This is a genomic window from Pseudonocardia ailaonensis, assembly GCF_039531635.1.
Lineage (GTDB): Bacteria > Actinomycetota > Actinomycetes > Mycobacteriales > Pseudonocardiaceae > Pseudonocardia > Pseudonocardia ailaonensis.
Window position 1 is genome coordinate 495,289 of record NZ_BAAAQK010000005.1, and the last position, 19,352, is coordinate 514,640.

General features: G+C 73.9%; 25 protein-coding genes. 20 read left to right on the forward strand and 5 right to left on the reverse strand.

Annotation, left to right across the window (positions count from 1 at the left end):
- The first annotated feature begins 66 nt into the window (after positions 1-66).
- The 6 genes from ABD324_RS11065 to ABD324_RS11090 all read left to right on the forward strand — a co-directional run bounded on the left by ABD324_RS11065 (position 67) and on the right by ABD324_RS11090 (position 5,525).
- Complete coding sequence (locus ABD324_RS11065; protein ID WP_344416338.1) at positions 67-1,110, forward strand: ABC transporter ATP-binding protein; 1,044 nt, start codon at positions 67-69, stop codon at positions 1,108-1,110.
- A complete protein-coding gene (locus ABD324_RS11070; protein WP_344415228.1) occupies positions 1,107-2,135 on the forward strand; it encodes an ABC transporter ATP-binding protein in 1,029 nt (342 codons plus the stop codon). The genes ABD324_RS11065 and ABD324_RS11070 overlap by 4 nt, the downstream gene beginning before the upstream one ends.
- Positions 2,136-2,210: 75 nt before the next feature.
- Complete coding sequence (gene mshB / locus ABD324_RS11075) at positions 2,211-3,053, forward strand: N-acetyl-1-D-myo-inositol-2-amino-2-deoxy-alpha-D-glucopyranoside deacetylase (protein ID WP_425565843.1); 843 nt, start codon at positions 2,211-2,213, stop codon at positions 3,051-3,053.
- Positions 3,050-3,454, forward strand: a complete 405-nt coding sequence (locus tag ABD324_RS11080; RefSeq protein WP_344415232.1) for a hypothetical protein — start codon at positions 3,050-3,052, stop codon at positions 3,452-3,454. The genes mshB and ABD324_RS11080 overlap by 4 nt, the downstream gene beginning before the upstream one ends.
- A gap of 155 nt (positions 3,455-3,609) precedes the next feature.
- Positions 3,610-4,404, forward strand: coding sequence for a hypothetical protein (locus ABD324_RS11085; protein WP_344415234.1), 795 nt, complete (start codon positions 3,610-3,612; stop codon positions 4,402-4,404).
- Positions 4,405-4,487: 83 nt separating this feature from the next.
- On the forward strand, positions 4,488-5,525 hold the full coding sequence (locus tag ABD324_RS11090; protein WP_344415236.1) for a LacI family DNA-binding transcriptional regulator: 1,038 nt from the start codon (positions 4,488-4,490) through the stop codon (positions 5,523-5,525).
- A 24-nt stretch (positions 5,526-5,549) separates the two neighbouring features.
- Here ABD324_RS11090 and ABD324_RS11095 read toward each other — a convergent pair whose 3' ends face one another.
- The gene (locus tag ABD324_RS11095; RefSeq protein WP_344415239.1) at positions 5,550-6,533 is read right to left on the reverse strand and encodes a GNAT family N-acetyltransferase; all 984 of its coding nucleotides are present in this window, start codon (positions 6,531-6,533) and stop codon (positions 5,550-5,552) included.
- A 104-nt stretch (positions 6,534-6,637) separates the two neighbouring features.
- Here ABD324_RS11095 and fdxA point away from each other — a divergent pair, with 104 nt between their 5' ends.
- Positions 6,638-6,964, forward strand: a complete 327-nt coding sequence (fdxA, locus tag ABD324_RS11100; protein WP_344415242.1) for a ferredoxin — start codon at positions 6,638-6,640, stop codon at positions 6,962-6,964.
- A gap of 13 nt (positions 6,965-6,977) precedes the next feature.
- Complete coding sequence (gene dapC, locus ABD324_RS11105; protein ID WP_344415244.1) at positions 6,978-8,060, forward strand: succinyldiaminopimelate transaminase; 1,083 nt, start codon at positions 6,978-6,980, stop codon at positions 8,058-8,060.
- Here the strand turns inward: dapC and ABD324_RS11110 are convergent, their stop codons facing one another.
- Together ABD324_RS11110 and dapD are read right to left on the reverse strand one after the other, a co-directional pair.
- Positions 8,061-9,005 (reverse strand): CHAD domain-containing protein, encoded by a 945-nt coding sequence (locus ABD324_RS11110; RefSeq protein ID WP_344415246.1) that lies wholly within the window; start codon positions 9,003-9,005, stop codon positions 8,061-8,063.
- 36 nt (positions 9,006-9,041) lie between these two features.
- Entirely contained in the window at positions 9,042-9,977 is a 936-nt protein-coding gene (gene dapD, locus ABD324_RS11115; RefSeq protein WP_344415248.1) for a 2,3,4,5-tetrahydropyridine-2,6-dicarboxylate N-succinyltransferase, read from the reverse strand.
- Between the two features lie 103 nt (positions 9,978-10,080).
- Between dapD and ABD324_RS11120 the strand changes: the two genes are divergently transcribed.
- The 11 genes from ABD324_RS11120 to ABD324_RS11170 all read left to right on the forward strand — a co-directional run bounded on the left by ABD324_RS11120 (position 10,081) and on the right by ABD324_RS11170 (position 17,014).
- Positions 10,081-10,404, forward strand: a complete 324-nt coding sequence (locus ABD324_RS11120) for an ArsR/SmtB family transcription factor (protein ID WP_344415251.1) — start codon at positions 10,081-10,083, stop codon at positions 10,402-10,404.
- A complete protein-coding gene (locus ABD324_RS11125; protein WP_344415253.1) occupies positions 10,401-10,811 on the forward strand; it encodes an SRPBCC family protein in 411 nt (136 codons plus the stop codon). The genes ABD324_RS11120 and ABD324_RS11125 overlap by 4 nt, the downstream gene beginning before the upstream one ends.
- A gap of 4 nt (positions 10,812-10,815) precedes the next feature.
- Positions 10,816-11,865 carry a succinyl-diaminopimelate desuccinylase gene (dapE, locus tag ABD324_RS11130; RefSeq protein ID WP_344415255.1) on the forward strand — a complete coding sequence of 350 codons (1,050 nt, stop codon included), beginning with the start codon at positions 10,816-10,818 and terminating at the stop codon, positions 11,863-11,865.
- Positions 11,866-11,890: 25 nt separating this feature from the next.
- Positions 11,891-12,652 (forward strand): LOG family protein, encoded by a 762-nt coding sequence (locus tag ABD324_RS11135; RefSeq protein ID WP_344415257.1) that lies wholly within the window; start codon positions 11,891-11,893, stop codon positions 12,650-12,652.
- A complete protein-coding gene (locus tag ABD324_RS11140) occupies positions 12,652-13,203 on the forward strand; it encodes an LOG family protein (RefSeq protein WP_344415260.1) in 552 nt (183 codons plus the stop codon). The genes ABD324_RS11135 and ABD324_RS11140 overlap by 1 nt, the downstream gene beginning before the upstream one ends.
- Positions 13,204-13,250: 47 nt before the next feature.
- Entirely contained in the window at positions 13,251-14,063 is an 813-nt protein-coding gene (gene folP, locus ABD324_RS11145; protein WP_344416341.1) for a dihydropteroate synthase, read from the forward strand.
- Between the two features lie 181 nt (positions 14,064-14,244).
- Complete coding sequence (locus tag ABD324_RS11150) at positions 14,245-15,201, forward strand: glucosyl-3-phosphoglycerate synthase (protein WP_344416343.1); 957 nt, start codon at positions 14,245-14,247, stop codon at positions 15,199-15,201.
- A 57-nt stretch (positions 15,202-15,258) separates the two neighbouring features.
- The gene (locus ABD324_RS11155) at positions 15,259-15,585 is read left to right on the forward strand and encodes a DivIVA domain-containing protein (protein ID WP_344415262.1); all 327 of its coding nucleotides are present in this window, start codon (positions 15,259-15,261) and stop codon (positions 15,583-15,585) included.
- Positions 15,582-16,040, forward strand: coding sequence for an SRPBCC family protein (locus ABD324_RS11160; protein WP_344415264.1), 459 nt, complete (start codon positions 15,582-15,584; stop codon positions 16,038-16,040). The genes ABD324_RS11155 and ABD324_RS11160 overlap by 4 nt, the downstream gene beginning before the upstream one ends.
- A 39-nt stretch (positions 16,041-16,079) precedes the next feature.
- Positions 16,080-16,664, forward strand: a complete 585-nt coding sequence (locus tag ABD324_RS11165; RefSeq protein ID WP_344415266.1) for a DNA-3-methyladenine glycosylase I — start codon at positions 16,080-16,082, stop codon at positions 16,662-16,664.
- A gap of 182 nt (positions 16,665-16,846) precedes the next feature.
- Entirely contained in the window at positions 16,847-17,014 is a 168-nt protein-coding gene (locus ABD324_RS11170; protein WP_344415268.1) for a DUF3117 domain-containing protein, read from the forward strand.
- Positions 17,015-17,088: 74 nt separating this feature from the next.
- Here ABD324_RS11170 and ABD324_RS11175 read toward each other — a convergent pair whose 3' ends face one another.
- Positions 17,089-17,271 carry a hypothetical protein gene (locus tag ABD324_RS11175; protein WP_344415270.1) on the reverse strand — a complete coding sequence of 61 codons (183 nt, stop codon included), beginning with the start codon at positions 17,269-17,271 and terminating at the stop codon, positions 17,089-17,091.
- A gap of 101 nt (positions 17,272-17,372) precedes the next feature.
- Between ABD324_RS11175 and ABD324_RS11180 the strand changes: the two genes are divergently transcribed.
- Positions 17,373-17,924: a CGNR zinc finger domain-containing protein gene (locus tag ABD324_RS11180; RefSeq protein ID WP_344415272.1), complete on the forward strand. Its 552-nt coding sequence runs from the start codon at positions 17,373-17,375 to the stop codon at positions 17,922-17,924.
- Between the two features lie 114 nt (positions 17,925-18,038).
- On the opposite strand, the gene glgA is transcribed toward ABD324_RS11180, so the two are convergent.
- Positions 18,039-19,187 carry a glycogen synthase gene (gene glgA, locus ABD324_RS11185; RefSeq protein WP_344415274.1) on the reverse strand — a complete coding sequence of 383 codons (1,149 nt, stop codon included), beginning with the start codon at positions 19,185-19,187 and terminating at the stop codon, positions 18,039-18,041.
- Positions 19,188-19,352: the final 165 nt, after the last annotated feature.

Sequence of the window (19,352 nt, forward strand, 5' to 3'; positions counted from 1 at the left end):
GAAGAGATCGATCTGTCGCCCAACGGGTCCCGGCCCGCCGCCGGCAGTGCTCCCGCGAAGGGCGACGTGGTGCTCGAGGTCCGCGACCTCGACGTCTCCTTCCCGTCGGACGACGGGCCGGTGCGCGCCGTGCGCGGCGTGAACTACGCGCTGCGCCGCGGCGAGGTGCTCGGCATCGTCGGCGAGTCCGGCTCGGGCAAGTCCGTGACCTCGATGGCCGTGATGCGGCTGCTGCCGAACAGCGCGAAGGTCAGCGGCGAGGTGCTGTTCGACGGCCGCGATCTGCTGACCCTGTCCGAGGCGGAGATGACGCGAGTCCGGGGCTCCCGGGTCGCGATGATCTTCCAGGACCCGATGACCTCGCTGAACCCCGTCTACTCCGTCGGGGCGCAGATCGCCGAGGCCGTCCGCGCCCACCACGACGTCAGCAAGGCGGCGGCGATGGACCGGGCCGTGGAGCTGCTCGACAAGGTCCGCATCCCCAACGCCGCCGAGCGGGCGCACTCCTTCCCGCACGAGCTCTCGGGCGGCATGCGCCAGCGCGTGGTCATCGCGATCGCGATGGCCAACGACCCGGACGTGATCATCGCGGACGAGCCGACCACGGCGCTCGACGTCACGGTGCAGGCCCAGATCATGGAGGCGCTCTCCGCGGCCCAGGACGTGACGGGTGCGGCGATGGTGCTGATCACGCACGACCTGGGCGTGATCGCGGGCCAGGCGGACCGGGTGATGGTGATGTACGCGGGCAAGCTGGTCGAGGCCGGCACCGCGGAGGACATCTTCTACACCCCGCGCATGCCCTACACGCTCGGCCTGCTCGGCAGCCTGCCGCGGATGGACCGGCCCAGCGAGCGGCTCACGCCGATCCCGGGGTCGCCGCCGTCGGTGGTCAACATGCCGCCGGGCTGCCCGTTCGGCCCCCGATGCCCCAAGCACGCCGGGATCTGCGACGAGACGGAGCCGGAGCTGCGGCCCACCACCAGCTCGGAGCACCTCGCCGCCTGCCATTTCGCGGACTCGCTGGCCGGCGCGGAGGCCGGGGACGTGTTCGACACCGAGGTCGCCGATCCCGACGCGCTGGCCGCGCTCGCGAAGGAGTCCCAGTGAGTGCCCCCGCCCAGGCGCCGACGCTGCTGTCGGTGCGCAACGTCGTCAAGCACTTCCCGATCCGGTCGAAGGGCCTGATCCGGCGGCAGATCGGGGCGGTGCAGGCCGTGTCCGGGGTGTCGTTCGACCTGGCCGAGGGCGAGACCCTGGGCCTGGTCGGGGAGTCCGGCTGCGGGAAGTCGACGACCGCCCGCGTGGTCCTCAACCTGATCCCGGCCACGTCGGGCGAGGTGCTCTACAAGGACCGGGACCTCACCCGGATGGCCCGCGGCGACATGCGGGAGCTGCGGCGGGAGCTGCAGATCGTGTTCCAGGACCCGTACGCGTCGCTGGACCCGCGGCTGCCGGTGAACGAGATCATCGCCGAGCCGCTGCGGATCCACGGGCTCTTCGCCGACGGGGGCCGCGACCAGGTCCGCCAGCTGATGCAGACGGTCGGGCTCAAGCCCGAGCACGGCAACCGGTACGCCCACGAGTTCTCCGGCGGGCAGCGCCAGCGCATCGGCATCGCGCGGGCGCTCGCGCTGCGGCCCAGACTGCTGGTGCTCGACGAGCCGGTGTCCGCGCTCGACGTCTCCATCCAGGCGGGCGTGCTCAACCTGCTCGACGAGCTGCAGTCCGAGCTGGGCCTGTCGTACCTGTTCGTGAGCCACGACCTGTCGGTGGTGCGGCACATCGCGGACCGGATCGCCGTGATGTACCTGGGGCAGATCGTGGAGACGGGCACGTCGGAGCAGCTGTTCACGGGCCCGGCGCACCCGTACACGCAGGCCCTGATCTCGGCGATCCCGCTGCCGGACCCCCGCAAGGAGCGGGCCCGGGAGCGGATCACGGTCGTCGGGGACCTGCCGAGCCCGGCCAACCCGCCCAGCGGCTGCCGCTTCCGCACGAGGTGCCCGAAGTTCGCCAACGAGCTGACGGATGCGCAGCGGACGCAGTGCGTGGAGCAGCCCCCGGAGCTGGTGGATCGCGGCCAGGGCCACCCGGCCGCCTGCCACTACGCCGAGACCCGCGCCCTGCTCTGATCCTCGTGAGTGGCGATAGTCGCCATGGCGACTATCGCCACTCACGAGGGGTCGTAGAGTCCGGTGGTGCGCTGCGTGCTGTTCGTCCATGCCCATCCGGACGACGAGACCCTGACGACGGGCGGGGCGATCGCCCGGTACGCGGCGGACCCGGACACCCGGTGCGTGGTGGTCACCTGCACGCTCGGCGAGGAGGGCGAGGTGATCCCGCCGGCGCTGCGGGAGCTCGCCCCGGACCGCGCGGACCAGCTGGGCGGCTACCGGATCGGGGAGCTCGCGGGCGCGCTCGAGGCGCTCGGCTCCCCGGAGCACCACTTCCTCGGCGGGGCCGCCCGCTGGCGCGACAGCGGGATGGGGCACGGCGAGGGCACCCGGGCGGTCGCGCTCGAGTCGCTGCACCCGCGCGCGCTCACCGCCTCCGGACCCGAGGAGCAGGTTGCGCAGCTGCTCGCGATCGTCGACGAGGTGCGCCCGCAGGTCCTCGTCTCCTACGCCGACGACGGTGGGTACGGCCATCCCGACCACGTCCGCGCCCACGAGCTGGCCACCGCAGTCGCGGCCGCCCGGCCCGAGATCGTCGCGCGGGTGTTCCACGCGGTGCGGTCCCGTGCCGCGCTCGACGCCGGGATCGCGGGGATGCCCGCCGACCAGCCCTTCACCCGCCCCGGGCCGGACGAGCTGCCCAGCGCGCCGGACGACGTCGTCACCACGCGGGTGGACGTCGCCGCCCACCGCGCGGCCCGGGTCGCCGCGATGCGCGCCCACGCCACCCAGATCGCGGTGTGGGAGCGGGGGGACGAGATCGTGTACGCGATGAGCAACGACGTCGCCCAGCCGTTCTCCGACGTGGAGGAGTTCGCGCTCGCCACCGGGGAAGGCCCGGCGCCGGACGACCTCCTCGGGGGCCTCGCGCCGTGAGGACCGCCACGCTCGTCGCACTGCTCGTGCTCTCGGCCGTGCTCGCGGCGCTCGAGCTGCTGGTGCAACCCTCCTACATCGGGGCTATACCGGTGCCGCTCGGCATGTTCCTGGTGCTCGCGACGATGCCGTGGATGGTCTTCGCCGCCGGGGAGGTCTCGCCGTCGCCGCTGGTGGCGGGCGGTCCGCTGTGGATCTGGGTGCTGGTCACCGGGGTGCTGGGGCTGGCCGGGCCGGGCGGGGACACGCTGCTGCCGGCCACCTGGCAGACGCTGCTGCTGGTCCTCGCCGCGGTGCTGTGCGGGCTGATCCCGCTCCGCCGGATCGTCGACCGCGGCGATCGGGAGCGCGCGGCCCGCAACGCCGCCTCGCCGGGCGGGACACCCACGCGAACGGGATGATTCGTGCGTGAGCGAGCGTGCGAGCGAACCATGGGCAGGGCGCCTTCGCGCAGCGCCGACCGAGCGCAGCGAGGGAGGGCGATGAGCGAGCGTGCGAGCGAACCATGGGCACAGCGCCTTCGCGCAGCGCCGACCGAGCGCAGCGAGGGAGGGCGATGAGCGACGGCCCCATCCCGGAGTCCGCCATCGTCACGGTGCTGCGGCCCTTCGTCCGGGCGACCAGGCCGATCCTGCGTGCGCTGCGCGAGTCGGATCCCTTCGGCCTGCGCGGTCGCGCCCCTTCCGGCTCCGCCTCCGACTCCGCGGAGCGCAGCGCCCGGGACACGGTGCTCGACGCGCTGGCGTCGGTCGAGGTGCCGGGGACGTCGGCGTGGGCCGGGATGGACGTGGCGGCCCGCGAGCGCTGGTGGATCCGCCGGGTCGGGCGGTTCACCACGGCGGTCGCGGCGATCCCGGGCCTGGGCGGTGCGCTCGCCCGGTCGCTGCCGGTGTCGTCCGTGGTCGGCGCGGCCGGGCAGGGGATGCTGCTGGTCGCGGTGGCCGGCGAGCGGGGTGTGTCGGAGGAGGACGAGCTCGTCGCGCTGCTGGCGTGGGTGCTGTTCCGGCGGCGGGTGACGCTGCAGGGGCCGTCCGCGGCGGAGGACGCCGCCGCCCGGCGCTCGGCCGAGGAGATCGAGGGCGACCTGCGGGCCGCGGACCGCAGGCCCGGCGCGGCGAAGGTCGCGGGGGCGGTGTGGCGGCTGGGCCGGGCGCTGCTCGCCGTGGAGGACGAGCTGGACAAGCGCCCCCACGGCCGCTTCTACCACGAGGCGATCGGCCTGCTGCCGGTCGTCGGCGTGGTCGGGAAGTACTTCGGCGAGTGGTCCGGGCTCAAGCGCGCGGCCAAGGAGGCGCAGCGCTGGCTCGACGAGCACGGGCACCGCGTGGGGCCCGCGGGCCGAGCGGGATGATCCGGGGGCGTCGTTGACCTCGGCGGACGCGATGTGCTCGACTGGGAACCGCTTGCTGTAAAGGATTACACGAGGGGGAGGGGATGTCCGGTCGGACCCGGCGCGCCTCCGTCGGAGTCGTGGACCTGGCCCGTGAGCTGGGAGTCTCGACCGCCACGGTGTCCCGGGCGCTCAACGGCAGCCCGGCGGTCCGTCCCGAGGTCGCCGAGCGGATCCGGAAGCACGCCGACGAGCGCGGGTACGTGCCGAACCGGCTGGCCCGCGCGCTCTCGGCCACCACCAGCCGCGCCTTCGTCGGGTTCGTGATCCCGTACGTCGACACCCCGGCCTACTCCGCGGTCGCCGCCGAGTGCGCGCGGCTGCTCTCCGCGGACGGCACCCAGATGATCCTCACGATCACCGAGAACGACCCGGAGCGCGAGCTGCAGGCGCTGCGCGAGCTCACCGCCAGCCGGATCGCCGGGCTGGTCATCTCGCCGAGCACCCACGTCCTCGACGACACCCGCAGGCTGCTGGAGCGCCAGCCGGTCGTGGAGCTGCACCGCGCCTCCGGGATCGCCGCGCCCGGCGTGTTCTCCGACGACGAGCGGGCGATGACCGAGAGCGTGCGACACCTCGCGGGGCTGGGGCACACCCGGATCGGGTACGTCGGCACGCCGGAGGCGCTGTCCAACGGCGCGATCCGGCTGCGCGGGGTGCGCCACGGCATGGCGGACGCCGGCCTGGACCCGGACACGCTCGCGATGCGGCTCGTCGAGCCCACCCGCGAGCTGGGGCGCTCGGCCACCGAGGACCTGCTGGCCCGGTCCGACGTCACGGCGGTGCTGGTCGGTGGTGGGTCGCTGTCCGTCGGAGTGGCCGAGGCGGTGCGGGCGAGCGGGCGGCGGGTACCCGCGGAGCTTTCGCTGGTCGTCTACGGCGACCCGGCCTGGTTCTCACTCGCCGACCCGCCGCCGACCCTGATCCGGGTCGAGTACGCCGAGCTGGCCCGCTGTGCCGCGCGGCTGCTGCTCGAGGCGCTCGACGCCCACCACTCGGGCATGCCCGGGCCCGAACCGGGCCCGCATCTCGTCGTCCCGCGGTTGGTCCCGGCCGGTTCGACCGGGCCGGCGCCGGACTGACGCGGCGACGGCCCGGTCCGGGGCTCAGGTCGCGGGCACCAGGTAGTGGTAGCGGTGGTGCTCGGTGGCGCCGAGCCGCTCGTAGAACGCGCGGGCGCCGGTGTTGGCGAGCGCCACCTGCAGTACCGCCCACCGGGCACCGCGCTCGAGACCCCAGCCCGCGGCCGCGCGGGTGAGCGCCGTGCCGGTCCCGCCGCGGCGTGCGTCCGGGAGCACGGCGAGCCGGGACAGGTACAGGTGGTCCTCGACGACGGCGGCGCGGACCGCGCCGACCGGGCGGCCGGCCGTGTGGGCCGTGCCGTAGCCGGGGGCGGCCGCGGCGGTGAGGACGTGCCGCTCGGCCGGGCCCGTGGGAGCGCCAGTGACCGACCACCAGTCGTCGCCGGGCTCCTGCCCGATCGTGACGCCGCTCGCCGGCCCGGCGAGGGCGGTGAGTTCCATCACCAGGACGGCGACCTCCGCACCGGCCTCGTGCCCGGTGTCGAGCGTCCAGCCCGCGCGCTGCGCGCCCGCCGACCAGGGGGAGCCGACGGGGGTCTGGAGCCGCGCGGGGATGCCGTGCGCGGCGGCGAAGGTGCGCACCCGGTCGAGGGCGGCGGGCGGTGGCACGCCCGGATCGCCGATCGCCAGCGCGGAGTTCGCGCGGCCCGAGAAACCGTCCGCCGCGCGCAGCCGCCAGGCTCCCAGCGGCTCGTCGACGAGCGCGGGCCAGCCGTCCGCGCAGAGATTCTCCAGGTGGGCGACGGCGCTCCAGGACGCCCGCCGGGCCGGGGCCGGCGGGACGACCCGCAGCGCGGCCACCGCGGCGCGCTCGACGCGGACCTCGCCGCGCCTCGTGTCCACCACGAGGGTGCCGTCGCCGTCGGACGAGAGGGTGCCGACGGCGTCGGTGTAGAGCGGCCGACCCTCGCGTTCGCCGATCCGGTGGCGCAGCGAGACCCGGTGGCCGAGCGCGGCGTCGATCCGGTCCTGCGTCCCGCAGTTCGGGACGCCGTCCTGGCGTGGCATCTGGTGAGGCTCCCCTTTGCTGCCCGAGGCGGTACGTCCGGGTTAACCTGCCACCCGGTACCCCCAGCGCACCATGTGTGCGGCCCGTTAGTGGAGGACAGTCCGTGACGTACGTGATCGCCGAGCCCTGTGTGGATCTCAAGGACAAGGCGTGTATCGAGGAATGTCCGGTCGACTGCATCTACGAGGGTGGCCGGATGCTCTACATCCACCCCGACGAGTGCGTGGACTGCGGCGCCTGTGAGCCGGTGTGCCCGGTCGAGGCCATCTACTACGAGGACGACGTGCCGGAGCAGTGGGGCACGTACACCAAGGCCAACGCGGACTTCTTCGAGGAGCTCGGCTCCCCGGGCGGTGCGTCGAAGGTCGGGCTGACCGAGTCCGACCCGGAGCCCATCAAGAGCCTGGCGCCCGTCGAGCACGACGAGTGAGGGCCCTCTCGGCATGAGGGCGCTGCCCGACTTCCCGTGGGACTCGCTCGCCGGGGACAAGGCCCTCGCGGCCTCGCACCCGGGCGGGATCGTCGACCTCTCGGTCGGCACGCCCGTCGACCCGGTGCCCGCCGTCGTCCGTGCGGCGCTCGCCGGGCCGGCCGCGGACGTGCCCGGGTACCCGACGACCTACGGGCTCCCCTCCCTGCGCGAGGCCCTGGCCGGGGCGCTGGACCGCCGGTTCGGCGCCCCCGTCGACCCGGCCGCCGTGCTGCCCACCATCGGCTCCAAGGAGCTCGTGGCGTGGCTGCCGACGCTGCTGGGGGTCGGGCCGGGGGACCTGGTCGCGGTCCCGGACACCGCCTACCCGACCTACGAGGTCGGTGCCCTGATCGCCGGCGCCACCGTGGTGCGGCTGGCCGACGGTGAGGCCCCGCCCGCGGGCACCAGGCTCGTCTGGCTGAACTCGCCGTCGAACCCCACCGGACGGGTGCTCCCCGCGGAGGCGCTGCGGGCCGCGGTGGCCGCGGCGCGCGCGGTGGGCGCGGTCGTGGCCTCGGACGAGTGCTATCTCTCGCTCTCCTTCGGCTCGCCCGCGGCGTCCGTGCTGGCCCCGGCGGTGTCCGACGGCGACCACGCGGGCCTGCTGGCCGTGCACTCGTTCTCCAAGTCGTCGAACCTCGCGGGGTACCGGGCGGCGTTCCTCGCCGGGGACGCGCGCCTGGTCGCCGAGCTGCTCGAGATCCGCAAGCACGCCGGCATGATCGTGCCGTTCCCGGTGCAGGCCGCGATGGAGGCCGCCGCGTCGGACGACGCGCACGTGGCCGAGCAGGTCACGCTCTACGACAAGCGCCGCGGGCGGCTGCGGGCCGCGCTGGAGGGCGCCGGCTACCGGGTCGACCACTCCGAGGCCGGCCTCTACCTATGGACGACCGCGGGCCGCCCGTGCCGCGAGACGGTCCACGCGCTCGCGGAGAAGGGGATCCTCGCGGCGCCCGGCGAGTTCTACGGCCCCGCGGGCGCCTCGCACGTCCGGATCGCCGTCACGGCCACGGACGAGCGGATCGACGAGGCCGTGCGGCGGCTGGCCGGCTAGCTAGACCTCCGCGGCGCGTGCCGCGACGTGCTCCCACGCCGCCCACCACTCGCCCCGGAGCCGGGTGGCCCGGGCGCGCTCGCGCTCGACGAGCCGCCCGGCCACGAACACGACGTGGGCCTCGGGGTACTCGCCCAGCTCGTCGAGGAGCCGCCGGATGCGCTCCTCGGCCACGCACGCGTCCTGGTGGTCGCCGAGCACCTCCTGGAGGCCGGCGGTGGCCTTGAGCAGGCGCTTCACGGGCGCGCCGAGCATCGGCTCGACCAGCTCGCCGGTGTAGCGCACGCGCTTGCCGTGGATCCGCAGCTCGTGCAGGACCGCGTCCGGCGGGTCGTCGCCCGCGCGGCGCACGGCCTTGGTGAGCTTGCGGACCTCCGCCCGCACGAGATCGACGAGCTCGGGCTGCGCCTGGGTGGCCGACGGGGTCGGCAGCGGCAGCCGGATGGCATCGGCGATCCGTTCGAGGAGCCCCTGGTAGCGGCCCGAGGTGAGCACGGCCAGCATCTCGGCGCGCGCCTGGTCCCGCTCGCCGTCGAGCGCCGCGACGAGCTGCTCGCCCGCCTCCTGCTCACGGGCGGGCAGCTCGGCGATCTCACCGCGCAGGCGCAGCAGCAGGACGTCGAGGTCCCGCACCGGCCCGAGGGCCCGCCCGAGCCAGCCCAGCTCGGCCCGCAGGCCGTCCGACCACGCCGCGTCGAGCAGCGGGCGCGCGGCCTTCAGTGCGGCCCGCATCCGGCGCACGGACACGCGCATCTGGTGCAGGTGCTCCGGGTCGGTGCCGTCCCGGGTGCCCGGGTCGTGCGCGAGCAGGGCCCGCAGGCGCAGGTCCAGCGCCGCCCGCACGTGGTGCGCGGGGGAGTCGGACACCTCGGCCGTGAGCGGGGAGGGCAGATCGTCGACGGTGATCAGGGCAGGGCCGTTCGAGGGGAGGGTGGGGGCGGACACGGCCGGAGACCGTAGCTCACGAAGATGAACGCGGGCTCAGTTCTTGTGGAGCTCGCTGTTGAGCGCGATGCCGTGGCCGGTGCGGGGCAGCGCCTCGACGGCACCGGAGACGCTGTTGCGGCGCAGCAGCAGGCCGTCCTGCCCGGAGAGCTCGCGCGCGGCGGCGGTCGTGCCGTCCGGCAGGGTCACCTTGGTGCCCGCGGTGACGTACAGGCCGGCCTCGACCACGCAGTCGTCGCCCAGTGAGATGCCGATGCCGGCGTTCGCGCCCAGCAGGCAGCGCTCGCCGATCGAGATCACCTGGGTGCCGCCGCCCGAGAGCGTGCCCATGATGGACGCGCCGCCGCCGACGTCCGAACCGTCGCCGACCACGACGCCCGCGGAGATCCGGCCCTCGACCATGGAGGAGCCGAGCGTGCCGGCGTTGAAGTTCACGAAGCCCTCGTGCATGACGGTGGTGCCCTCGGCGAGGTGCGCGCCCAGGCGGACCCGGTCCGCGTCCGCGATCCGGACACCGGTGGGCAGCACGTAGTCGACCATCCGCGGGAACTTGTCCACGCCGAACACGGTGACCGGGCCGCGCGCCCGCAGCTTCGCCCGGGTGAGCTCGAACCCGGCCACGGCGCACGGGCCGAAGTTCGTCCAGGCGACGTTGGCGAGCAGCCCGAACTGGCCCTCGAGGCTGACCTCGTGCGGCCGGACGTGCCGCCCGGAGAGCAGGTGCAGACGCAGGTAGACGTCCGCCGCGTCGACGGGCTTGTCGGCGAGCGACCCGATCTCGGTGCGGACGACCTTCTGCTCCACGCCCCGGTCCGCGTCCACGCCGGCCAGCGCCTTCAGGTCGGCGGAGGTGTCCGGAGCATCGGTGCCGAGCGCGGGGGCGGGGTACCAGACGTCGAGAACGGTCCCGTCGGACGTGACGGTGGCCAGGCCGGTGCCGGACGCGGGCTCGGTGCGGAAGTCGGTGCTCACGGGACGCGAGTCTAAATCGGCGCCCGCGCGGCGCCGGGGGCGGTCGCCGCAGACGTGTCGGGAAGAGTTGACATGTCGGGAACTCCCGACGCATCATGGGGTCATGGCGGACGAGGTGTTCCTGGCGCTCGCCCATCCCGTGCGCCGCAGGCTGCTGGAGCTGCTGGTGGACGGGCCGCGCAGTGCCGGAGAACTGGCCGGGGAGTTCACCGGGGGGAGCCGGACCCTGAGCCGGCCCGCTGTGGCCGAGCACCTCGCCGTCCTTCGGAAGGCGGCGCTCGTGGTCGACGAGGCGCGGGGGCGGCAGCGGTTCTACGCGCTGCGGGCCGAGCCGCTGGAGGAGATCGGGGAGTGGCTGGCGCCGTTCGAGGCGTACTGGCGGCGCACCCTGCGTGACCTTGCGGAGTTCGTGGAGGAGGAGCAGTGACTCTCAGTGCCGCCGTGACGGTGGACCAGTTCGTGGCGGGGCCGCCGGAGAAGGTGTGGCAGGCCCTGACCGATCCCGACCGGATCGGGCGCTGGTGGGCGCCCGGGGACGTGAAGGCCGTCGTCGGGCACGAGTTCACCCTGCAGATGCCGAAGTGGGGCGCGATCGCCTGCGTGGTCACCGAGGTGGTCGAGCCGGAGCGGTTCGTCTACACCTTCAACGGCGCCTGGACGCTCACCTGGACCCTGGTGCCCGAGGGGCGCGGGACCCGGCTGGTCCTGGAGCACAGCGGGTTCGACCTCGACGACCCGCAGGGGCGGCACGCGTTCGAGAACATGGGGCCGGGCTGGCGGGACCACGTGCTGCCGAGGCTGGCCCGGGTCGTCGAGGAAGGCGTGGAACAGTAGGGCGGTGGACCTGACCGCCGACCCGATCGACCTCACCGCCGCCCTCGTCGACGTCCCGAGCGTGTCGGGGGACGAGGAGAAGCTGGCGGACGCCGTGGAGGCGGCCCTGCGGGCGCTGCCGCACCTCGAGGTGCTCCGGGACGGGCAGGCGGTGCTGGCCCGCACGAACCTGGGTAGGCCCACGCGGGTGCTGCTGGCGGGCCATCTCGACACCGTCCCGATCGCGGACAACGTGCCCGGCCGGCGCGAGGGCGAGCTCCTGTACGGCTGCGGCACGAGCGACATGAAGGCCGGGGACGCGGTGTTCCTGCACCTCGCCGCCACGATCACCGAACCGCGCCACGACCTCACGCTGGTGTTCTACGACTGCGAGGAGGTCGAGGCGGTCCGCAACGGCCTCGGCCGGATCGAGCGCAACCACCCGGACTGGCTGGCGGCGGACCTCGCGATCCTCGGCGAGCCGACGGACGGCGAGGTCGAGGCCGGCTGCCAGGGCACGCTGCGCGTCGAGGTCCGCACCGCGGGCCGCCGGGCGCACTCGGCCCGCTCCTGGCTCGGCGACAACGCGATCCACCGCGCCGGCGAGATCCTGCGCCGGCTGGCGGAGTACACGCCGCGGGACGTGGACATCGACGGCTGCGTCTACCGCGAGGGCCTGCAGGCCGTGCGGATCAGCGGTGGCGTCGCGGGCAACGTCGTCCCGGACGAGGCCGTGGTCACGATCAACTTCCGGTTCGCCCCGGACCGGAGCCCGGAGCAGGCCGAGCAGCACGTCCGCGAGGTCCTCGAGGGGTTCGACGTGACCCTCACCGATCGGTCCGCGGGTGCCCTGCCGGGGCTCTCCCAGCCCGCCGCGCGGCAGTTCCTGGAGGCCACCGGCACCACCGCCCGGGCGAAGTACGGCTGGACGGACGTCTCGCGGTTCGCCGCGCTCGGCATCCCCGCGATCAACTACGGGCCCGGGGACCCGAACCTCGCGCACACCCGGGACGAGCACGTCGACACGCGCGCCATCACCCGTTGCACCGAGGTTCTCACCGCGTTCCTGTCCTGACACCCGATCTCCGTACCCTGACGCCATGAGTGTCAACGGGGGCCGGCCGGACGAGAAGCTGCGCGGTCCGGTCGTGCTGCGGCGCGAGCGCATGATCGAGCCCACCACCACCGACCAGCGGCTGCTGGACGACCGGGGGCCGCACGACTGGGTGCACACCGACCCGTGGCGGGTCATGCGGATCCAGGCGGAGTTCGTCGAGGGCTTCGGCATGCTGGCCGAGCTGCCCCGCGCCGTCACGGTGTTCGGGTCCGCGCGCACCCCGCGCGACCACCTCGAGTACGCGCAGGGCCGGGCGCTGGGCACGGCGCTGGCCGAGGCCGGGTACGCGGTGATCACCGGCGGCGGGCCGGGCGCGATGGAGGCGGTCAACCGCGGCGCCCAGGAGGCCGGCGGGATGTCGGTCGGGCTCGGCATCGAGCTGCCCTTCGAGCAGGGCCTCAACGACTGGGTCGACCTCGGTATCAACTTCCGCTACTTCTTCGTGCGCAAGACGATGTTCGTCAAGTACTCGCAGGCCTTCGTCTGCCTGCCGGGCGGGTTTGGCACGCTCGACGAGCTGTTCGAGGCGCTCTGCCTGGTGCAGACGAAGAAGGTCACCAAGTTCCCCGTCGTGCTGCTGGGCTCGCACTACTGGCAGGGGCTCTACGACTGGATCGCCGGGCCGGTGCTGGAGAGCGGCAAGATCGGCGAGAAGGACCTCGGGCTGCTCCACGTCACCGACGACGTCGACGAGGCGGTGGACGTCGTCCAGGCCGCGTACAAGGCCTGGGAGGACGCGCACTGATGAAGGTGTGTGTCTACTGCGGGTCCTCCGACGGGGTGCCCGGGCGCTACCTCGAGCTGGCCGCGGAGGTCGGCACCGCCATCGCCGGCCGCGGCTGGGGCCTGGTCTCCGGGGGCGGGCGGAAGTCGATGATGGGCGCCGTCGCGGTGGCCGCGCGCAAGGGCGGGGCGCGGACCGTCGGCGTCATCCCGCGGTCGATGGTCGAGCGCGAGTGGGCGGACCACGACTCGGACGAGCTGCTGGTCACCGAGACCATGCGCGAGCGCAAGGCGCTGATGGAGGCCCATGCGGACGCGTTCCTCGCCCTCCCCGGCGGGATCGGGACCTGCGAGGAGCTGTTCGAGGTGTGGACGGCGGGATCGCTGGACCTGCACGACAAGCCCGTCGTCGTCCTCGATCCCGACGGCCACTACACCGGCCTGCTGGACTGGGTCTCCGGTCTGGTCGAGCGCGGCTTCGCCAGCCAGCACTCGCCGCTGACCCGGTTGACGGTCGCCACGACGGTGGAGGAGGCGCTGGACGCCTGCCACGTGTCACGATCGACCGTGTGAGCCTCCGTTTCGGCAGCCGCGTGCCTGCCGCCGATCGCGCCCTCGTGATGGCGATCGTCAACCGCACGCCGGACTCGTTCTACGACCGGGGCGCGACGTTCAGCGACGACGCCGCCCTGGCCCGGGTGGACGCCGTGGTCGCCGAGGGCGCGGACATCGTCGACATCGGCGGGGTGAAGGCCGGGCCGGGCGCGGTGGTCGACGCGGCGGAGGAGATCCGGCGCGTCGTCCCGTTCGTCGCGGCCGTGCGCGCGCGGCACCCGGACGTGGTGATCAGCGTGGACACCTGGCGCGCCGAGGTGGGCCGGCGTGCCGTCGCCGAGGGCGCGGACCTGCTCAACGACACCTGGCAGGGTGCCGATCCGGGGCTCGCCGAGGTCGCGGCGGAGTTCGGCGTCGGGATCGTCTGCTCGCACACGGGCGGCGCGGTGCCCCGGCTGCGGCCCCACCGGGTGCGCTACGCGGACATCGTCGCGGACGTGATCGCCGAGGTCACGAGTCAGGCCGAGCGACTCCTGACCCTGGGCGTGCCGCGGGAGGGCATCCTCGTGGACCCCACCCACGACTTCGGCAAGAACACCTGGCACGGCCTGGAGCTGCTGCGCCGCTGCGACGAGCTGGTCGCCACGGGCTGGCCGGTGCTCATGGCGCTGTCGAACAAGGACTTCGTGGGCGAGGCCCTCGGCGCGGCGCTCGAGGAGCGGCTCGAGGGCACGCTCGCGGCCACCGCGCTGGCCGCCGCGGCGGGTGCCAAGGTGTTCCGCGTGCACGAGGTCGCGCAGACGCGGCGGGTGCTGGACATGGTGGCGTCCATCACAGGGGCCCGCGAACCGGCCCGAGCGGTGCGGGCGCTCGCGTAAAAAGGAGAGGAATCACCCGGAAGAATGGTTTGGGACGAGTGCGAAGTCGAATCGGGAGGCAATTAACGCCGGTGTTACCGGCTGATACCGCGGACGTCATGGGTGGGCGGAGTATTCGTGTTTCCGCTCCGTCGAGTTGATGACCGTGCCCGAAACCGACCCGAGGAGAACCGTGCAGCCCATCACCGAGGACTGGTTCACCCGTCGTACCTGGCAGACCCCGGACTGGACCGTCGACGACCTGGTCGCCGCCAAACGTGGCCGACGGGTGTCGGTCGTCCTCCCGGCCCTGAACGAGGAGGCGACGATCGGTGCGATCGTCGCCGGTATCCGTCCTTTCACGGAAGGTGAAAGGCCCCTGGTCGACGATCTGCTGGTCATGGACTCCGGGTCCACCGACCGCACGATCGCGATAGCCAGGGAGAACGGCGCGCGGGTCGCGCTGCGCACGGACGTCGTCCCGCACCTGGAGCCCGTGCCGGGCAAGGGCGAGGTGCTGTGGCGCTCGCTCGCCGCGACCGACGGGGACGTCGTCTGCTTCATCGACTCCGATCTCGTCGACTTCGATCCCGCGTTCGTGCCCTCGCTGCTCGGCCCGCTGCTGCTGGCCGACGGGGTGCACCTCGTCAAGGGCTTCTACCGGCGTCCGCTGCGGCTGGAGGTGAGCGACGCGAGCGCCCTGGAGCACGGCGGCGGCAGGGTGACCGAGCTGGTCGCCCGCCCGCTGCTCTCGGCGCTGCGCCCGGAGCTGGCGGGGATCGTGCAGCCGCTCGGCGGCGAGTACGCCGGCACCCGGGAGCTGCTCGAGTCCGTGCCGTTCGCGACCAGCTACGGGGTCGAGATCGGGCTGCTGCTCGACACCGTCGCCACCCGGGGGCTCGACGCGATCGCGCAGGTCAACCTGGGTGTGCGCAAGCACCGCAACCGCAACCTGATGGACCTGGGCGTGATGTCGCGGCAGATCACCGCCACGGCGCTGCGCCGCTGCGGGCTGCCGGACACCGGCGCCCCGCTCACCCAGTTCGTGCAGGTCGGCGGCGAGTGGGTGCCGAACAGCCGCGAGCTCGACCCGACCGAGCGCCCGCCCATGGGGCAGCTGCTGCGCGAGCTGCTGGCGAAGCACGACCGGGTCGCCTGACGCCGGCTCGGCCGGGTCTTCGTCGCGCGGTTCCCGCTCCCGTGGTGTGATTCGGGGGTGGGGACCGCGCTCATCTACCTGATCGTCGTCGCGGTCGTGGCGGCGGTGGTGTTCCTCCTGGCCAGCCTGGTCTTCGGGCGTGGCGAGGAGCTCGCCCCGCTCGCGCCCGGGGCCACGCCGACCCGGCTCCCGGCGGGCGAGGTCGCCGGCACGGACGTCCGCGCCCTGCGCTTCCAGCAGGTCGTGCGCGGCTACCGGATGGGTGAGGTGGACTGGGTGCTCGACCGGCTCGCGGAGGAACTGGACCGGGTCGCCGAGGAGCGGGACCGGCTGGCCGGGCGGGTCGCCGAGCTCGAGGACGCCCAGGCCGAGGAGGGCCGATGATCCGCAGGGACCTCGTCGTCGAGACCGGGATCGCGGCGCCCGCGGCGCGGGTCTGGGACCTGGTGACGGACTGGGAGCGCCAGCGGGAGTGGATCCCGGCCACCCGGGTCCGGGTCGTCGCGGGCGACGGCCGCTCGCCGGGGACGGTCGTGGTCGCGGTGACCGGGATCGGTGACGTCGGGGCCGTCGACACCATGGAGGTCCGGGAGTTCGCGCCGGGCGCCGACGGCGGCGGGCGGGTCCTCGTGCGGCACACCGGGGTGCTCGTGCGCGGCGACAGCACGTTCGACGTGGAGGCGCTGGGCCCCGAGCGCTGCCGGTTCGTGTGGACCGAGGGGCTGGAGCTGCCGTTCGGGCGCCTCGGCGCCCTGGGCTGGCCGCTGGTGAAGCCGGTGGCGACGGCGGGGTTCACCCTGGCGCTGCGGCGGCTGGCGCGCCTCTCCGAGAGGGTCTGATCCCCGGAACTGTCGGTGGCCGGCGGTAGCGTCCGCCGCGTGAACGAGCTGAGCCGTTGCGGCTGGGCCACCTCGGCCCCGGACTACGTCGCGTACCACGACGAGGAGTGGGGCGTCCCGCTGCGCGGGGAGCAGGAGCTCTTCGAGCGGCTGAGCCTCGAGGCATTCCAGTCCGGACTGTCCTGGCTGATCATCCTGCGCAAGCGGCCGAACTTCCGGGCGGCGTTCGCGGGGTTCGACCCGGCGGCCGTCGCGGCGTTCGGCGACGCGGACGTCGCGCGGCTGCTCGGCGACGCCGGGATCGTGCGCAACCGCCTGAAGATCGAGGCCGCGATCGCCAACGCCCGGGCCGTGCTGGAGCTGGACCGCCCGCTCGACGAGCTGCTGTGGAGCTTCGCGCCCGCGCAGCACGCCCGCCCGGCGACCCTGGCCGAGGTCCCGGCGACCACACCGGAGTCGAAGGCGATGGCCAAGGAGCTCAAGCGGCGCGGGTTCCGGTTCGTCGGGCCCACGACCTGCTACGCCCTGATGCAGGCCGCCGGCCTCGTCGACGACCATGTGGCGGACTGTTTCCGGGCCGGGCGGACGGGCTCGCCTACGCCGGTCGGGTCCATCCCGGACTGACCCCGCGCGGGCCCCGGACAGCGCGCATTCAGGCGGCTGCGCTGCGTGAACGCCACCCGATTGATCGGCTCGGTTGTGTGCGGCGATCCGTGATGAGGAAGAATGACACGCACCATCCCGCCTGTGCGCGCTCCCCAGCGCATCGGCGCCCTGCACGAGACGACAGACGGAGGGAGCAGGACATGGCGGCGATGAAGCCCCGGACCGGCGACGGACCCCTGGAAGTGACCAAGGAGGGCCGGGGCATCGTGATGCGGGTTCCGCTGGAGGGCGGTGGCCGTCTCGTCGTCGAGATGACCCCCGAGGAGGCCGAGAACCTCGGCGAGGCACTCCGGACCGCCACGGGCTGAGCGACCCCGGACTCCCGGCCGGTCGCCGCGGTCGCCCCGAGGGGCCGCGGCACCGGCCGTCGATCGGACCGGGTTCAGGCCCGGGAAGTGTGCAGATCGAGGCTGTGCAGGTCGAGCCGGTGCAGGCCCTGTGCGACGGCCGCGTCCCGCGGCTCCAGGGTCACCAGCTCCACGGAGACCGAACCGCAGCCGCAGCGCCGGTAGCGCACCCACCCCTCCGACGTGTGATGGGTGGAGAGCGGGACGGTGTCGGCCACCGGTCGTCCGCAGTGCGCGCAGCGCATGTTGCCCCTCGCTTCGGTAATATGCATTCGTTGTTGACGGCTTACGGCTCGAGGGTAGCAGGTGTAAGAGGCCAGTGGACTTCATCGGTTACCGAAGTGACGCACTCGGTGCAGCGGTCGCGCTCGTCAACGTCGTGACGGCGCCGACGCGGGGCGGATCGGACGAACTACCCCCGCCGGACCAGCTGCGGCGACTGCTCGTCGACCACGGGTACGTGGCCGGGCGGGCGCCGGCGTCCGTCGAGCCCGCGCTGCGCGGCTGGGCGAAGCGGCTGCGCACGGTGTTCGACGTCGAGGATCTCGACGAGGCGGCGGCCGCGGTGAACGCGGTGCTCGCGGACGTCCGCATCGGACCGCACCTCGCCCGGCACGACGGTCAGGGCTGGCACCTGCACTACGCCCCGCCGGAGGCCCCGGTGCTCGACCGGGTGCGCTCCACCACGGCCTTCGCGCTGGCGATGCTGGTCAGCGAGTACGGGCTGGACCGGCACGGGCGCTGCGCCGCCGAGGGCTGCGAGCGGGTCTTCGCGGACACCTCCCGCAACGCGGCCCGCCGCTACTGCTCCCCGGCCTGCGCCAACCGCTCCGCGGTCGCGGCCCACCGCGCCCGCCAGCGCTCCCGCTGATCCGCCCCGCCCGCCCCCACCCCGCGAGTCGGCACTTTCGGGAGGCCGAAACATACGCTGACGACGCGTCGCCGGCGTCACATTCGGCCTACGGAATGTGCCGACTCGCGGGTGTCAGAGGGTGCGGTAGATGTCGACGGTCTTCTCGGCGGCCGCCTGCCACGTGAACTCCCGGATCGCGCGCTGCCGGCCCGCCTCGCCCATCGCGGCGGCGCGGGCGGGATCGGCCAGCACGGCGTCGATCGCGGCGGCGAGGTCGCGGCGGAAGCCCTCGACGTCCGCCTCGTCCCAGTGCACCAGGGTGCCGGTGACGCCGTCGTCGACCACCTCGGGGATCCCGCCGACGTCCGAGGCCACGACCGCCGTGCCGCAGGCCATCGCCTCCAGGTTCACGATGCCCAGCGGCTCGTAGACCGAGGGGCACACGAAGACCGTCGCCGCCGACAGCAGCTGGCGGACCTCCGCGGTGCCCAGCATCCGGCGCACCCAGATCACGCCGGGCCGGCTCGCGGCGAGCTCGGCGACCGCCTGCTCGGTCTCCGCGGCGATCTCCGGGGTGTCCGGGGCGCCCGCGCACAGCACGACCTGGGCGTCCGAGGAGATCGCGTGGGCGGCCGCGACCAGGTGCGACAGCCCCTTCTGCCGGGTGATCCGGCCGACGAACACCACGCTGGGCCGGTCCGGGTCGACGTTGTTCTCCAGGAGCGCGTTCCGGGCCGGGTCCGGATGGTAGAAGTCCGTGTCGATCCCGTTGTGCACCACGTGCACCCGGGCCGGGTCGAGCGCCGGATAGGTCTCCAGCACGTCCCGGCGCATGCCCTCGCTGACCGCGATCACGCCGTCCGCGGCCTCGTACGCGGTCTTCTCGACCCAGGAGGAGAGCCGGTACCCGCCGCCGAGCTGCTCGGCCTTCCACGGTCGTCTCGGCTCCAGCGAGTGCGCCGTGGCGACGTGCGGGATCCCGTGGAGGATCTTCGCCAGGTGCCCGGCCATGTTGGCGTACCAGGTGTGGGAGTGCGCGATGTCCGCGCCCTCGATGCCGGCGACCATGGTCAGGTCCGTGCCGAGCGTCTGCAGCGCGGGGTTCGCCGCGGCCAGGCCGCCCGGCGTGGGGTAGGCGCGCACCCCCTCACGGGGGGCGCCGAAGCAGTGGACGTCGACCTCCACCAGCGCGCGCAGCGCCGGGACGAGGTGGGCGACGTGCACGCCGGCCCCGCCGTAGACCTCCGGGGGGTACTCGCGGGTGAGCAGTCCGATCCGCACGCGTGCACACGCTATCCGTAGTTCGTCCGCCGCGTGAGGTCTCCCTCCGTCTGGCCGCACACACCCGTGGCGCACTAGGGTCGTCGGAGTGACGGCACGACGCCTGGTGGGGCAGCGCCTGCTCCGCGGGTTCAAGGGTTCCGGTGCGCCACGCACCAGCTCGAC